We start from the raw sequence: 17,022 nt of genomic DNA on the forward strand, positions 1-17,022 counted from the left end.
TCCACCGGGACGGTTCTCGCTTTCGAGAATCGTCCTCGATGGATTTATAGTAACTTTCCGGATGCACTAGGGAATCAGTAAAAGTAAATTGCAAAAAAATGCAAGGGATGGGTGACTAGGCTTGCGAGTTGAAAGAACACCCCCGCGGATATGTCCGATCAGAATGCACATACCTGTGCATTCTGGGCGGACATATCCGCGGGGGTGTCCTTTCAATCTCGTGGGCCGTCACACGTCCCTTGCATTTTTTTGCTCACAGCCTACCGTAAACTAAATATAGTCTGAATTTAGAGTATATTATTGAGCAAAACCTTGTGTTATACTCCTTGACATCGAATCTAAATAAGATTAAAATACAAAATAACACAAAACATATGTTTTACGGAGGACAAACATGGCAAAGACCACAAAAACCCCGGTTAATTTTAACCAGGACCGCGAAGAAAAATTAAAAGCACTGGACGTTGCTTTAACACAGATAGAGAAGAATTTCGGAAAAGGCTCCATTATGAAGCTCGGAGATTCCGCAGCCAGCCTCAATGTAGAAACTGTACCCACAGGTTCACTTTCTCTTGATATAGCTCTCGGAGCCGGAGGATTCCCTAAAGGAAGAATCATAGAAATCTACGGACCTGAATCATCAGGTAAAACAACCCTTGCACTTCATGCAGTATCTGAAGTTCAGAAGAGAGGCGGAATAGCCGGATTTATCGATGCAGAGCATGCACTGGATCCAAAGTATGCCCAGGATATCGGAGTAGATATTGACAACCTTTACATATCACAGCCTGATTCAGGTGAACAGGCACTTGAGATTGCAGAGACCATGGTAAGATCAGGCGCCATGGACATCCTTGTAATCGACTCTGTAGCAGCACTTGTACCAAAGGCTGAGATAGACGGAGAGATGGGTGATTCCCATGTGGGACTTCAGGCAAGACTCATGTCTCAGGCATTACGTAAGCTTACTTCCATCATTGCAAAATCAAACTGCATACTTATCTTTATTAACCAGCTCCGTGAGAAGGTCGGAGTTATGTTCGGAAGTCCTGAGACCACCACAGGAGGACGTGCTCTTAAGTTTTATGCATCTGTAAGACTTGATATAAGAAGAGTTGAGACCCTGAAGCAGAACGGTGATGCGGCAGGAAACCGTGTAAGAGTAAAGGTAGTTAAGAACAAGATTGCTCCGCCGTTTAAACAGTGCGAGTTTGACATCATGTTTGGCGAAGGTATCTCAAAGTCAGGAGATGTACTTGACCTTGCGGTTGAAGAAAATATCGTTGAAAAGTCAGGTGCGTGGTTTGCCTATAACGGTGAGAAGATAGGACAGGGCCGTGAGAATGCCAAGGAATATCTTAAGGCAAACCCGGCGATTATGGCAGAGGTTGAAGGCAAGGTTCGTGAGAAGTACGGACTTCCAAAGGATGAATTTGCCGAGGCAGAAGCCGCACGGGCAACTTCGGAGTCAGACGATGAAGCATAAAAAGACTGAATATTACAATACTGAGATATTTTCTCGCTGCTATGTTAAGGGCGGTTGCTTTGATAAGAAATGCCGACCCTTGGCCGGCATTTGATTTTGCAAGTTATATAACAGTCAAAAAAGCTTATACAGATGAGATGTTACAGTGAAAACAATAGACGATTTATTAAAAGAGCATGGCGGAGAAGTGTCTGGATATAACCTTGATCCTGACAAGATGTCCGAACATGACAAACTTTTAAACCGATGTAAGGAACGGAGTCTCTACCTTCTGGAACAGGCTGCTAAACCTGAGTCAAAACTCAGAGAAAAACTGGTTAAATCCGGAAGATACAGCGAAGAGATCATAGAAGAGACCATGGATTTCCTGAAAAAATACGATTATATCAATGACTTAAGATTTGCAAAGCAGCTGATAAAACACTATTCAGGTTCAAAGTCCCTTAGGGAAATTGAACAGAAGCTTTATCAGAGAGGTGTGAATCAAAAAGATATAAAGGAAGCAATGGCCGAATTCAAAGATGATGAGCTGTCAGAAGGTGCTGAGATGAGAGCAGTTAAAGCTGCCATATATAAAAAGTGCAAAGACCCTTCTGCATTGGATGCAGAACAGAAAAGGAAGCTTTACGCATCACTTATGCGAAAGGGATTTTCTTATTCCACAGTCAGAAATGCACTTTCAATAGAAGAAGATTATTGATCATATCAGGGAAACGCCTTAATCGGTGATTCCCTGATTTTTTTGTATTTCGAAAACACGTGCTGCACGCTGATTCAGGTTTTGCCGCCCCAAAATTATAAACTAAATTTTAGAATTAAATTGTTGACAATCTAATATAAATTGCGTACAATTCAATCAAGTCAAATGACAAATAAAAAATTTTTAAAATATAACGGAGGTAACAATATGGCAGCACAGGCAATTAATACAGCAGATTTTGATGAGAAGGTACTTAAGAGTGATGTTCCGGTACTGGTGGATTTTTGGGCAAGCTGGTGCGGACCATGCAAGATGCTCGCTCCGATCATAAGTGAGATTGCTGATTCCGCAGACGGCTTCAAGGTTATGAGTGTAGATGCCGATGAAAATCCGGAGCTTCTTGACAGATACGGAATCAGATCCATCCCGACACTCATTGTTTTTAAAAACGGTGAGATTTATAAGCAGTCTGTAGGTTTTGTTCCTAAAGAGCAGGTACTTGAGCTTCTTAAGTAATATATTGAGAGGAAAATGTTATGGTAGATGTAGTAATAATCGGCGCCGGCACAGCTGGCCTTTCCGCTGCGATCTATACCGTAAGAGCCGGAAAAAGTGCACTGGTGCTTGAAGCCTCATCCTATGGTGGACAGATAATCAACACTCCGGACATCGAAAACTATCCGGGAATAGCACATATCTCAGGATTTGATTTTGCAACAGGACTTTATAACCAGGCAAAAGATCTGGGTGCAGACATAAAATTCGAAAAAGTAACCGGCATTATCAATGACGGAGACATTAAGAAAGTAACCACTTCGCAAAACGAGTATGAGTGCAAAGCAGTGATACTTGCTACAGGTGCAAAAAACCGTCCTCTGGGACTTTCCAATGAGAAAACATTGGTAGGAAAAGGTGTTTCATACTGCGCAACCTGCGACGGAATGTTCTATAGAAATAAGGTGGTAGCTGTAAACGGCGGCGGTAACACTGCCCTTGAGGATGCACAGTTTCTTTCCAATTACTGTGAGAAGGTATATGTGATCCACAGAAGAGACCAATTCCGCGCAGATCAGAAAGAAGTAGAGCGTTTAAAAGCAAAAGACAACGTAGAATTCGTTCTGGACAGTACTATTACAAAACTTAATGAGGATGCCGCCGGTCTTGTATCAATCGAAGTTACAAATAAAACCACAGGCGATACAAGAACCATAGAAGTATCCGGATTATTCGTTGCCATAGGTCAGGCTCCCGACAATACTGCATTTGAAAATGTGGCAGAGCTTGACGAAAAAGGCTATATAAAGGCCGGTGAAGACCTGAAAACCGGAACAGAAGGTATTTTCACTGCCGGAGACTGCCGTACCAAAACGGTGAGACAGCTTACAACCGCAGCCTCAGACGGTGCGGTGGCAGCATTGGCAGCCTGCGGATATATAGATGCTATGTAGATTTTTATTCGATAAACCGAATTGTTAGTTAAGAACTGAAAGGAGATAATTATGGCTGAAATTTATGAAATCAAAGTTCTTGATAAGGAAAAGAATGAAACAACACTTGAGGAGTACAAGGGTAAGGTAATGCTTATTGTGAATACAGCTACCGAGTGTGGATTTACACCACATTACGAGCAGCTTCAGTCCATGTATGATAAGTATAAGGATAAGGGACTGGTTATACTGGACTTCCCCTGTGATCAGTTTGGACATCAGGCACCGGGAACCGAGCAGGAGATAGCAAAGTTCTGTTCAAGCAGATTTGGTGTTAAGTTCCCTATGTTTGCAAAGATAGATGTAAACGGGGAAAATGAGACAGAGCTCTTTAAGTATCTCAAGTCACAGCAAGGATTCAAGGGACTTGGTGAAGGAAAAACGGCAGACTTCATGAAGGATTTTATCGCAAAACAGCATCCTGACTATGAAAGCACACCTGATATAAAGTGGAATTTCACAAAGTTCCTGATCGACAGAGATGGTAATGTTGTGGACCGTTTCGAGCCTACCATGGATATGGCTCAGGTTGAGGAAAAGGTTGCCGCAATCCTCTGAATATAATGCGTTTTTAGAATTTGTCGGTTTTATGTTAAAATAAGGAAAATGATTTACAGGCCACTATGGCAGAGTTTTATTTTTAAACATTTATCCGGAGGTTAAAATGTCAGATAAATATGAATCTCTGAAAATAGAAAACCAGCTTTGCTTTCCGCTCTATGTCTGCGCAAAAGAACTGGTCCGGAGATATACGCCTTTTTTGGAGAAAATAGATCTAACATACACCCAGTATATAGCCATGATGGTTCTGTGGGAAAAGAAAAGAGTCAACGTAAAGGAGCTGGGCGAATGTTTATACCTCGATTCCGGCACCCTGACCCCCCTTCTTAAACGCCTCGAGGCAAAAGGCCTTATAAAAAGAGAACGCTGTCCCGAAGACGAAAGATCCCTTGACGTGACTATCACAGAAAAAGGAGTTCAGCTTAGAGAAGAAGCCCTTGAAGTCCCCAAAGAAATGGGCAGCTGCATAAAACTCACCAAAGAAGAAGCCGGCACCCTCTATCGTCTTTTATACCGCACCCTTGAATGCGTAGAAAACTCCAAGGAAACTGACAAAGACAAAAAGAAAAAATAAAACCAATAACAGGACAGAGCCGGAGGGTATCCATTTTGATCGCTAAATCAGACAGAGAAAAATCAAAGCAGGCCACGTAGAGTTGGTGGGCATCCATCTAAAAACGTTGAGCTGAGACGAGAAAAATAAAAATCGGACCCCTTAGAGGCTCTTGATCCATTTTCCTTAGCCCCCTCGCCAAGTCAGAGTTTTCATAAGAGAAAATCTCTGACATTGGCGAGGGTCTAGAGCCTCTTAGGGGTCCGATTTTATATTTTTCCGTCGAAGCGACTCGTTTTTAGATGGATGTCCATCAGATCGTAGTGGCCTGCTTTGATTTTTCGACCGAAAAACCTCACTTCAAAATGGATGCCCTCCGGCTCTGTCCGTCAGGACTGTTGTTTTATAATTGTCTATTTGACAGTGACTTCTATTTTATATAAAATATAGTAGTTAAGTTAATGTTTATATTGAAAACAATATAATTTTATATATAAATAGAATTTGACAGGGTAAAAATCTACAAAACCTTTTACCTTTTCACATATCTGTTTGTACATTAACAACAAAATAGTGAAGGAGGTACACAAAGTGTCCCCATTAGGAATTGCTATTCTTTTGGTTGTTGCTGCCATTACAGGCATAGCTATGTTCGTAGCCGGACAGAACAAGGCAAAGTCCGACTATGAGAAAACCGTCGGATCCGCTGAACAGAAGTCCAGAGAGATCATAGATGATGCTATAAGAACAGCCGAGAATAAAAAGAGAGAAGCCCTCCTCGAAACAAAAGAAGAGGCGTTAAAGGCAAAAAATGACCTTGATAAGGAAATCAAGGACAGACGTAAAGAAGTATCCGACCTCGAGCACAGAATGCTGAAGAGAGACGAAGCTTCCGAGAAGAAAGCTGCAAGCCTTGAGCAGAAAGAGCAGGAGCTCCAGAAGCGTCAGGATAAGATCAGCAAAAGAGAAACAGAAGTAGAAGAACTTCATAACCAGAAGGTTACCGAGCTTGAAAGAATTTCCGGTCTCACAAGAGATCAGGCAAAGACAGAACTTCTGAAATCCCTTGAAGAGGATACCAAGCATGATTATGCCATGATGATCCGCGAGATGGACAATCAGGCAAAGGAAGATGCCGAGAAGAATGCACGCAATTACATCGTTGATGCGATACAGAGATGCGCTGCAGATCAGGTTACTGAGTCAACAGTATCCGTTGTACAGCTTCCAAATGATGAAATGAAGGGCCGTATCATTGGCCGTGAAGGAAGAAATATCCGCACACTGGAACAGCTTACAGGTGTTGAACTTATCGTAGATGATACACCGGAAGCAGTTGTTCTTTCAGGTTTTGATCCTATCCGTCGTGAAGTTGCAAGGATAGCTCTTGAGAAGCTTATCGTAGATGGACGTATCCATCCCGCAAGAATTGAAGAAGTAGTAGAAAAAGCTCAGAAGGAAGTTGATGAGACTATCAAAGAGGAAGGAGATGCCGCAATACTTGAAGTTGGTGTTCATGGCATCCATCCCGAACTTGTTAAGCTTCTTGGCCGTATGAAGTTCAGAACATCTTACGGACAGAATGCTCTCAGACATTCAGTGGAAGTTGCCCAGATATCAGGACTTCTTGCAGAGGAGCTTGGACTCGATGTACGTATGGCAAAGAGAGCCGGCCTTCTTCATGATATCGGAAAAGCCATTGACCACGATGTGGAAGGCACACACGTACAGCTTGGTGTAGAGCTTTGCAAGAAGCATCATGAGCCGGAAATCGTCATTAACACTGTGGCATCACACCACGGCGGTACAGAGCCTACATCACTCATTGCCTGTGTAGTTGCTGCTGCCGATGCTATTTCTGCTGCAAGACCGGGTGCAAGACGTAAGTCACTTGAGACGTATACCAACAGACTTAAGGAACTTGAGGATATAACCAATTCATACAAGGGAGTTGAAAAGTCCTTTGCGGTTCAGGCCGGAAGAGAAGTTCGTATCATGGTTGTTCCCGATCAGGTATCTGATGATGATATGACTATCATGGCACATGATATGGCTAAGCAGATCCAGGATCAGATGCAGTATCCTGGTGTTATCAAGGTTAATATCATTCGCGAGTCAAGAGCTGTTGATTACGCCAAGTAAATAAGTCAAATGAATAATAACGAACAAAACACTGAAAAAAAGGCTGAGGTTTCCGCTCCATCAAAGAGACGGAAACCTCGCAGAAGACATCTTATAAAGAAAATATTTAAGCGCATGTTTGTAGGTCTGCTCGTCATTTTGGCGATAGCAGGCCTTTCTGCGTATTTTTTAGTGATTCTGCCGGAGTATGAATCACTTAAGGTTACTGCCTATGACAAGCTGGCATCGGTGGATGTGACAGATATGACCCGGCTTTCGGATACCCAGGTGTTTGACACCAACGGAAAGCTCCTCGGTATAGTTAATGCAGGCCATTTCGAATATGTGGAAATCAACGACATTTCCATAAATCTTCAGAATGCCTACATTGCACATGAGGACAGAAGCTTCAAGATTCATCATGGTGTGGACTGGAGCGCGGTTCTGAGAGCTGCCATAGAGCTTGTCCGCAATAAGGGTGTCATAACCCAGGGTGGTTCCACCATTACCCAGCAGGTGGTCAAAAATACATATCTTACTTCCGAAAGAACCTTCACCAGAAAGTTTGTTGAGATTCTCCTGGCTCAGGAACTGGAGAAGATGTACACAAAGGCTGATATCATGGAGTTTTACTGCAACACAAACTTTTATGGCAACAGCTGTTATGGTGTCGAGGCCGCAAGCCGCTACTATTTTGGAAAATCAGCAAAGGATCTGAATGTCGTAGAGGCAGCGACCCTGGCAGGAATCTCAAATGCTCCTTCCATATATGAGCCTATAGGACATCCCGAGGCCTGTCTCGAAAAGAGAAATCAGGTTCTTAATTCCATGAAGGAACAGGGATATATAACCGGGGAAGAGTATAAAGCCTATGTTGCTTCTTCCCTCGATGTAACCGCGGATCCTCAAAAGCAGACAGATGAAGACTATCTCACATCCTATGCTCTTCATTGTGCGGCTCTTACACTTATGGATATCAACCACTTCGAATTCGAATATATGTGGGACAGCGAGGAGCAGCAGGAGGAATACGAGAAAAAATACGGAGAGTCTTATGAGTACTACACAAATCTCATAAGATCCGGAGGTTACGATATCTATACCTCATTAAATCCTGATATCCAGGCAAAGGTTCAGACTGAGCTTGATGAAAAGCTTTCAAGCTTTACGGAGCTACAGACCAACGGAAAGTACGCACTCCAGGGCGCTGCAGCTGTGGTTGATAACAGAACCGGATATGTGGTGGCTGTTGTAGGAGGAAGGGGATCGGAGGATAAGTTTAACAGAGCTTATCTGAGTGCACGTCAGCCCGGATCTGCAATTAAACCACTACTTGACTATGCTCCTGCTCTTGATTCCGGTGAGTACAGTCCGGCTACTTTTATAGATGATCACAGGATAGAGAATGGTCCTTCCAACTCAGGCGGCAGTTACAGAGGCGTTCTTACCCTGAGGGAAGCCCTGAACAGATCCCTTAATACCGTAGCATGGCAGATCCTTGAAGACATCGGGACAAAGTTTGGTATAAGCTATCTTTCAAATATGCATTTCATGCAGATGAGCTGGATAGATGGTACAACAAAGGCGGTTTCCATCGGCGGCTTCACCTATGGTGTGAGAGTTGTGGATATGGCGAAGGGATACAGTACCCTTGCAAATATGGGTCAGTACAATGACAACACCTGTATTCTTAAGATAGTCCATGAAAAAGACGGAGACCTTACAAAGGATTATAAATCCACGGGAACAAAGGTATACAGAGAAGATACAGCGTGGATGATGACTGACATACTGAAGGGTACCATTAATGAGCCTTTCGGAACAGGATACGGACTTCAACTCGACAACGGTCAGATAGCTGCCGGAAAGACCGGTACCACCAATGAATCAAAGGATACCTGGTTCTGTGGATACACGAGATACTACACCATGGCAGTCTGGGTGGGTTATGACACTCCAAGGGCTATGCCGGGAGTATACGGTTCCACCTATGCGGGACGAATCTGGCAAAATGCCATGAATGTTCTTCATGAAGGATTGGAACCTGCAGACTGGACACAACCGGCAACTGTAGATCTGAAAACAAATGAATATGGAATTACAGATTATGTTTCTACAACGGCGGAAGTGAGAGCACAGCAGGCACTTCACGAAAAGGAACAGCTGAGGATTTATGAAGAGGCATCGGCATTGGTAGAAAACTATGAGAAGCTTGTGGTCAATACCGTTGAGGATGCACTTACAGCACGTAAATATTATGAGGAAGCTAAACCCTTGGTGGATTCTATCGAAGATAATGAAAAACGTGCAGATCTTCTGGGAAGACTGGAAACCAGAAAGCCATATTTTGATGAGATAGAGGAAAGCTGGGCCCAGGTTATAGACCGTGCTTTGCAGCAAAGTGAAGAGGAATCCAGCAGAGAACAAAAGAGAGCCGAAAGTGAAGCTGTGAATGAAAGATCCGAAGAAGAAAAGCGCATCAATAAAGAGTCATTCATTAGTGCCCTCACAGAGCTTGAAGAGCTTGAGTACAGGGATGAATATACGGAAGAGCTTATAACAGAAACTATAAAGAGACTTCAGTATTGCAATACATATGAAGAAGCATCCATGTACGCAAAAGAATTGCAAAATGCCATTAAGAGAGCAAGAAAACTTCCTACTTATTCAGAATATACTGAGGAAGAGGAATCCTGGGCTGGTTCAGACTCAAGCTTGATAAGAGAACTTCAGGAGTCACTTGAAAATCTTCAGGAGACGACAACAGCGGCGGTTTATAACGAGCCTACCGTTGGGGAAACATTTCCGGATGCTCCGGTACCTGTCTTTGGCTAATGTTAAGTACAATCACATAAGTTTATGTCAAACCATTGCCTTTTTGGCGATGGTTTGATAAAAACATTTTTATAATGTACCGGTTAGTCAGGGATTTCTTAAAAGCTGCAGAATTAAAGCTTTGAAGTATGTTTAAAAAGTAAACTTGTTTTTTAAATGAGGAGACCCCGGCAGGTATTCGCCTAACCGGGGTAATTATGAAAAATCTAATTTGGAAAAAAATCAACATTCAGAAACATCGAAGACAAACTTCATGTTTATGACTAAAATATAGTATTGATTTATGAATAATTTATGAACAATTATTAAAAAATCCTGTATACAACATTGTTTTTATAATTTGTATATGTAAAAGATAACAAAATTATTTTGAATTATAGTGAATCAATAAATCGGGAGGATACATGACTAAGGGAAAGAGCAATATTCCACATAATACAGAACGTGAAGTTCTGGTTACGGGTCACAGGAACCCTGACACGGATTCCATCTGTGCAGCCATTGCTTATGCAAGATTAAAGAACAAGATCACAAATACGGAGAAGTATATTCCCTGCAGGGCAGGTGAACCCTCAAGAGAGACTCAGTTTGTCCTTGATCACTTTAAGGTTGAGAAACCCAGACTTATAACAAACGTAAAGACACAGGTCACAGATATTGAGTATCGCAAGACTCCGGGCGTAACCAGAGATATGTCTCTGAAAAAGGCCTGGACCATGATGAACGAGGGGAATGTCGTAACCCTTCCCGTAGTCACCTCCAGGAATTCCCTTGAAGGTGTCATAACCATCGGAGACATCGCGAAATCTTATTTCAATGTCTACGACAGCCACATTATCTCAAAAGCCCACACCAAGTTTTCCAATATAGAAGACACCCTGGAAGCAACCACAGTAACCGGTGATGTATCAAGATGCTGTGAAAAGGGCAAGGTTATCATCGCAGCCGCAAACCCTGAGATGATGTCCTACTATATAGAAAAGCATGATATCGTTATTCTCGGAAACCGTGCGGAGAACCAGCTTTCCGCCATGGACAACGGTGCAGACTGTATCATCATCTGTGAGGGTGCCAATGTTTCCCCCACCATAAAGAGCCTGGCCGAAGCAAACGGCATGATCATCATGGTAACAAGCTATGATGCCTATACCGCGGCAAGACTTATCAACCAGTCAATGCCCATAAGCTACTTTATGACAAAAGACAATCTGATAACCTTTACCGAAGATGATTTCGTGGATGAGCTGAGAGAGATCATGGCTTCCAAGAGACATCGTGACTTCCCTATCCTTTCAAAGGACGGAAATTATCTCGGTATGGTATCCCGCAGAAACCTCCTCGGAAATCGCGGAAAGCAGGTTATCCTTGTTGACCACAATGAACCGGGACAGGCTGTTGAAGGCATCGAGGCGGCAGACATTCTGGAGATCATCGACCACCACAAGATCGCAACGGTTCAGACCATGACACCGGTTTATTTCAGAAACCAGCCTCTGGGATGCTGTTCAACCATCATCACTCAGATGTATAAGGAGAATAACATTGAAATCGACAAGCAGACTGCAGGTCTTCTTATGTCGGCAATCATTTCCGATACTCTCCTTTTCAGATCACCTACCTGCACTCCGCTTGACGAACAGACAGGAAGAGAGCTTGCAAAGATTGCTGGAGTTGACATTGAGAAGTATGCCTTCTCTATGTTCTCTGCAGGATCCAACCTGAAGGGCAAGACCATTCAGGAGATATTCTATCAGGATTTCAAGCACTTCTCTGCCGGCAAGATTGAGTTTGGCGTAAGCCAGGTTACAAGTCTTAACAAGGAAGAGCTTGAGCAGTTCAAGGACGGACTTGAAGAGTTTGCTTATAACGCTCTCAAGGTTGAAAAGCTTGATATGAGCTTCATCATGCTCACCAATATCCTTGACAAGAGCACAGATCTTCTTGCGGTTGGCACGGGAGCAGGACAGCTTGTGGAGAATGCCTTCGGCTATACACCGGAAAGAAGACAGGGTAAGAATAAGAACGATAAGTCAGACGATTCCTGGTCAGTAGTTCTTCCGGGAGTCGTTTCCAGAAAGAAACAGCTGGTACCTGCGCTTACATTATTTGCTGAACAGCTTTGATATTTGAAAAGTCCTGTACCCCGGGTGCAGGGCTTTTATTCGCGATAAAGCCGAAACTCGTCATGCGAACTTACATAAATGCAGTTGGGAACTCCAGCCATTTAATTCGTTTTGCGTAGGCTGTAGTTACATGTCTGCTATCGCGAAATCGACCAGGAATTTGAATAAAGAGGAGATATCTCAACAATGAATATTACCATGATCGGAATGCCCTCCTGCGGCAAATCCACCATAGGGGTAATGCTTGCAAAGCTGGCAGCCATGGGATTTCTGGACGTAGACATTATGATCCAGGAGAAAACCGGAAAGAAATTGAAAGACATCATCGCGGAAGAAGGCCAGGATGGATTTCTGAAGGTGGAAGGTGATATAGCCTCCTCCATAGAAGTTGAAAATACCATCATTGCCCCCGGCGGCTCCATATGCTATGAAGCGGAAGCCATGGAGCATCTTAAGGAAATAAGCAAGATAGTATATCTCAAGATTTCCTATGAAGATATGGAGCAGAGGATCGGGGATGTTACGGACCGCGGAGTCGCTATGCCGGAAGGCTTCACCCTCAGGGATTTATTCAATGAGAGGGCACCGCTCTACGAGAAGTATGCGGATGTCATCATCGATGAGAAGGGCAAGACTCCTGCGGAGATAGTCCGGGAGATAAAGAACTGGACAGAACAGATCGAAAAGAATATATAAAAGTAGAAACAGGTCGTTACGGAGGATCAGCTTTTGGAGAAACAGCAAAAAAAACATCTGGTAATAGGAATTCTGGCTCATGTAGATGCCGGAAAGACAACATTGTCCGAAAGTATCCTTTTCGAGACCGGAAAGATCAGAAACCTCGGACGGGTTGATAACGGTAATGCTTACCTTGATACCGACCACATGGAAAAGGAAAGAGGCATCACCATCTTTTCCAAGATGGCAACCTTTGACCTTCAGGACATAGCGGTATCCCTTCTGGATACTCCGGGGCATGTGGATTTTTCGGCAGAAATGGAGAAGACCCTTTCTGTCCTTGATTATGCAATTCTTGTAGTTAACGGAGCCGACGGAGTCCAGGGACATACCGAGACCCTGTGGAAGCTCCTTCAAAGATACGGCGTTCCGGTCTTTATCTTTGTGAACAAAATGGACCAGCCTGGAACCGACAAGGATAATCTTCTTGAGGATCTCAAAAAGCATTTCGGAGCGGCCGCGGTGGATTTTACCGAGGCCGGAAAGTATTCCATGTCGGAGGAGCTGAAGGAAAACATTGCCATGTGCGATGACCGGATCATGGAGAAGTATCTCGAAAAAGGCGAGCTTGATCCAAAGGATGTGAGAAACCTTATCTGGGACAGAAAGCTGTTTCCCGTATATTTCGGTTCTGCCCTTAAGAACTTCGGAGTGAAGGAATTTCTCGAAGGTATCCATACATTTACGGAGATTCCCATGTATCCAAGCGTCCTTGGCGGCAAAGTTTTCAAGATCGCAAAGGATGACTCCGACCGAAGACTTACCTATATAAAGATTACCGGAGGAGAGATTAAAGTAAGAGACGAACTCCTGCCCGGAGAGAAGGTTTCGGAGATCCGTATCTACAGTGGTGAGAAGTATGTTAATGCTGACACCGCGGAGGCAGGCATGGTCTGCACACTCCTCGGAATCTCAGGGCTTAAGACCGGGGATTCTGTGGGCTGCGAACCCAAAGGAAAGGATCCATCGCTAAAGCCGGTTCTGGACTATAAGGTGGAATCCCCGGATGTTGATGACCTTGAATTATACAGAAAGCTTGATACGCTGGCGGATGAATTTCCGGAGCTTCATATCAGCTGGGATAAAAACCTGAAAGAAATACACGTCCATCTCATGGGCGAAGTGCAGATAGAAATCATTAAAAGAGTTGTGAAGGAACGTCTGGGAGTAGAGCTTCAGTTCGGAGAAAGCCGGATACTTTACCTTGAGACCATAGACGATGCTGTGGAGGGTGTGGGACACTTTGAGCCACTTAGACATTATGCTGAAGCTCATATCCTGATTGAGCCTCTCCCCAGAGGAAGCGGACTCAAGTTCAGGTCCGATTGCAAAACAGATGACCTTGCCATCAACTGGCAGAGACTTGTGCTGACCCATCTTCGGGAAAAGGAACATGTGGGAGTGCTTACTGGAAGTCCCGTAACAGACATCAGATTCACACTGGTTGCAGGAAAGGCTCACCTTAAGCACACAGAAGGCGGTGATTTCAGAGAGGCTACCTACAGAGCAGTGAGACAGGGACTTATGAAGGCGGTTAATGTTCTTCTGGAACCCTACTATGCCTTTACGCTGGAACTTCCTCAGGAGTATGTGGGCAGAGCCATGACGGATCTCTCCAATATGAATGGGCATTTCGATCCACCTGAGATAAACGGTGAAACCTCAACTATCACAGGTACGGCTCCTGTTTCGGCCATGAGGGATTATCATAAGGAGGTAATGGTCTATACCAAAGGAAGAGGCCATATTTTCCTCCGGTTCAGCGGCTATGACAGGTGCCATAATGCGGAAGAAGTTATAGAGAAGAGAGGTTATAACCCGGAGGAAGACATTCTGAACCCAAGTTCATCTGTATTCTGTGCCCACGGTTCCGGTTTCATAGTGCCCTTCGACCAGGTGGAAAGTTACATGCATGTGGAGTCACCTTTGAAGCTGGAGGGTGAAGTTGAGAAGAGAGATTTCGAGGCGGATGTTGCGAAGCTTCAGAGAAGTGCCGAAGCAAAGTCGGACGACAAAAAATATAAAACCGGCGGACACTACATCGGGGATCAGGAGCTTGAGGATATATTTATCAGAACCTTCGGCCCCATCAAAAATCGTGCGAAGGAAGTAAATATCTCCAGCGCCCGTACCATAAGAGCCAAGGAAAAGGAAGAAAACAAGGCAGCAAACCGTAGAGACCAGAAGACTCCGGAAAAGAAAAAGGAATATCTTCTGGTGGACGGCTACAACATCATATTTGCCTGGGACGAGCTTAATGAACTCGCAAAGTCCAATCTTGATGCCGCGAGAGGCAAGCTTCAGGATATACTGTCAAACTATGCCGGCTACACCGGAAAGGAAGTAATAGTCGTTTTCGATGCTTACCGGGTGCAGGGTCATCAGGTGGAACAGACCAGGTATCACAATATCTATGTGGTATTCACAAGAGAAGCCATGACCGCCGACGAATATATAGAGGAAGAGACTCATGAGCTGAAGAAGCAGTATTCGGTTACAGTTGCAACCTCCGATAAGGTGGTTCAGGTCATAACCTGGGGAGCGGGAGCGGTGCTCCTCAGCGCCCGGAACCTTAAGGATGAGGTGGACAGAGTGGTGAATACAGTTCGGAAAGAGCATCTCAATGACTCTGCCCCGGGAAGTCGCATTGGTACAAGGCTGGAGATACCGAAAACTAATGAGTGATATTTAAACCCGGAACGTAGGGCACCAAGGCTGTAAAAAATTCATCAGGCTCCGTCCGATTCACGTTAAGACAGATTTTTTTCAATATTAATTGGATGCTCACCGGTTCGGACGGCCTCACTTGCGTTATAATTGACACGATGATATAATCTCTGAGTTAAATCGGACACGTATGACAGCGTAAAAGGCATTGTCCCCTTACGTTTTAGATAAGAAGGTATTTAAATGTATCAGATAAAATTTGACAAACCTGTACATGTACACTTTATAGGAATAGGCGGTATCTCCATGAGCGGTCTCGCGGAGATTCTGCTTTCAAGACATTTTACTATTTCCGGATCTGACAGCAAGGAATCAGAGCTTACAAAGAAGCTTGTGTCAGAAGGCGCTGTAGTAAATTATCCCCAGAAGGCTGAGAACATAACAAAGGATATCGATGTTGTGGTTTATACAGCAGCCATTCATCCGGACAATCCTGAGTTTGCGGCAGCCGTAGAGGCAGGCATACCCATGCTGACAAGAGCCCAGCTTCTCGGTGAGCTCATGCGTAATTTCAAGCAGGCTATCAATGTCTCGGGAACCCACGGTAAAACCACCACCACTTCCATGATCACTGATATTCTTCTGGAGGCAGATGTGGATCCTACAGTTACTGTAGGCGGCATCCTCAAGGATATAGGAGGCAACATCAGAGTCGGAGGACAGGATACCTTCGTTGTTGAGGCTTGTGAATATACAAATTCATTCCTTTCCTTCTTCCCGACTATTGAGATCATTCTCAATGTTGAAGCCGACCACCTCGACTTCTTCAAGGATATCGATGATATAAGACACAGCTTCAGGCTCTTTGCGGAAAAGCTTCCCGAGGACGGACTTCTGGTCATAAATTCTGACATTAAACATTTTGATTATTTTACCGAGGGACTTAAGTGTAAAATCATCACCTACGGACATGACAAGAGTTCTGATTACACAGCCAATTTCATAAGCTATGACAAGCTTGCCCATCCTACCTATACCTTATTCTATAAGGGAGAAGAGATCGCAAAGGTGGAACTAGGGGTTACGGGAGAGCACAATATCTACAACTCCATGGCTGCCATAGCTGTATGCCGTGAGCTTGGTATCGAAATGGATGCCATCTTAAGAGGTCTTAAGCGCTTCACAGGTACAGACCGCCGTTTCCAGAAAAAGGGAACAGTCAACGGTTTCACAATAATCGATGACTATGCTCATCATCCTCAGGAGATAGCCGCAACCATAGAGGCAGCAAAGAAATATCCTCACAGAAAACTCTGGATTGCCTTCCAGCCTCACACCTACAGCAGAACTGCGGCATTACTTGATGATTTTGCCGGAGCTCTCAGCCAGGCGGACGAGATAGTACTTGCTGACATTTACGCGGCAAGAGAGAAGAATACCATAGGTATAAGTTCTGATGATCTCAGAAAGCATATGCTTGAGCAGAACACCAATGTTTATTACATCCCTGAATTTGAAGACATCGAGAAATTCCTCCTTGAAAGAGTTAAGGAAGGAGATGTGCTCATAACCATGGGTGCCGGCAATATCTATGAGGTTGGAGAAGACCTCCTGAAGCTGCCGGGTGCTGTTATAGAGAAGTGATAGTATATTAATGAAGACCTGCGCCGATACCGGCGCGGGTCTTTTTCCATACCATCAGGGACGGTTCTCTCCGGCGAGAACCGTCCCTGCCGACAAGAACCGTCCCT

At 44.2% G+C, this 17,022-nt stretch carries 12 protein-coding genes; all 12 read left to right on the top strand.

The window, feature by feature from the left end:
* The first annotated feature begins 394 nt into the window (after nt 1–394).
* Entirely contained in the window at nt 395–1,486 is a 1,092-nt protein-coding gene (recA, locus tag T357_RS0110425; RefSeq protein WP_044916716.1) for a recombinase RecA, read from the top strand.
* Nucleotides 1,487–1,631: 145 nt separating this feature from the next.
* On the top strand, nt 1,632–2,186 hold the full coding sequence (locus tag T357_RS0110435; protein WP_081828128.1) for a regulatory protein RecX: 555 nt from the start codon (nt 1,632–1,634) through the stop codon (nt 2,184–2,186).
* Between the two features lie 207 nt (nt 2,187–2,393).
* A complete protein-coding gene (gene trxA / locus T357_RS0110440; protein WP_031552072.1) occupies nt 2,394–2,702 on the top strand; it encodes a thioredoxin in 309 nt (102 codons plus the stop codon).
* A gap of 20 nt (nt 2,703–2,722) precedes the next feature.
* Nucleotides 2,723–3,634: an NAD(P)/FAD-dependent oxidoreductase gene (locus tag T357_RS0110445; protein WP_031552075.1), complete on the top strand. Its 912-nt coding sequence runs from the start codon at nt 2,723–2,725 to the stop codon at nt 3,632–3,634.
* A gap of 51 nt (nt 3,635–3,685) precedes the next feature.
* Nucleotides 3,686–4,231, top strand: coding sequence for a glutathione peroxidase (locus tag T357_RS0110450; protein WP_031552078.1), 546 nt, complete (start codon nt 3,686–3,688; stop codon nt 4,229–4,231).
* Nucleotides 4,232–4,337: 106 nt separating this feature from the next.
* Nucleotides 4,338–4,808 (top strand): MarR family winged helix-turn-helix transcriptional regulator, encoded by a 471-nt coding sequence (locus T357_RS0110455; RefSeq protein WP_031552081.1) that lies wholly within the window; start codon nt 4,338–4,340, stop codon nt 4,806–4,808.
* A gap of 570 nt (nt 4,809–5,378) precedes the next feature.
* Nucleotides 5,379–6,929 carry a ribonuclease Y gene (gene rny / locus T357_RS0110460; protein WP_031552085.1) on the top strand — a complete coding sequence of 517 codons (1,551 nt, stop codon included), beginning with the start codon at nt 5,379–5,381 and terminating at the stop codon, nt 6,927–6,929.
* 9 nt (nt 6,930–6,938) lie between these two features.
* Nucleotides 6,939–9,743: a transglycosylase domain-containing protein gene (locus tag T357_RS0110465; RefSeq protein ID WP_049962380.1), complete on the top strand. Its 2,805-nt coding sequence runs from the start codon at nt 6,939–6,941 to the stop codon at nt 9,741–9,743.
* 425 nt (nt 9,744–10,168) lie between these two features.
* Entirely contained in the window at nt 10,169–11,866 is a 1,698-nt protein-coding gene (locus T357_RS0110470) for a putative manganese-dependent inorganic diphosphatase (RefSeq protein ID WP_031552090.1), read from the top strand.
* 186 nt (nt 11,867–12,052) lie between these two features.
* Nucleotides 12,053–12,562: a shikimate kinase gene (locus tag T357_RS0110475; RefSeq protein WP_031552093.1), complete on the top strand. Its 510-nt coding sequence runs from the start codon at nt 12,053–12,055 to the stop codon at nt 12,560–12,562.
* A gap of 33 nt (nt 12,563–12,595) precedes the next feature.
* Nucleotides 12,596–15,289 (top strand): translation factor GTPase family protein, encoded by a 2,694-nt coding sequence (locus T357_RS0110480; RefSeq protein ID WP_044916722.1) that lies wholly within the window; start codon nt 12,596–12,598, stop codon nt 15,287–15,289.
* A 225-nt stretch (nt 15,290–15,514) separates the two neighbouring features.
* Nucleotides 15,515–16,915 (top strand): UDP-N-acetylmuramate--L-alanine ligase, encoded by a 1,401-nt coding sequence (gene murC / locus T357_RS0110485; RefSeq protein ID WP_031552103.1) that lies wholly within the window; start codon nt 15,515–15,517, stop codon nt 16,913–16,915.
* Nucleotides 16,916–17,022 lie beyond the last annotated feature (107 nt).

This window comes from Oribacterium sp. FC2011 (assembly GCF_000701645.1).
Classification (GTDB): Bacteria; Bacillota; Clostridia; order Lachnospirales; family Lachnospiraceae; genus Oribacterium.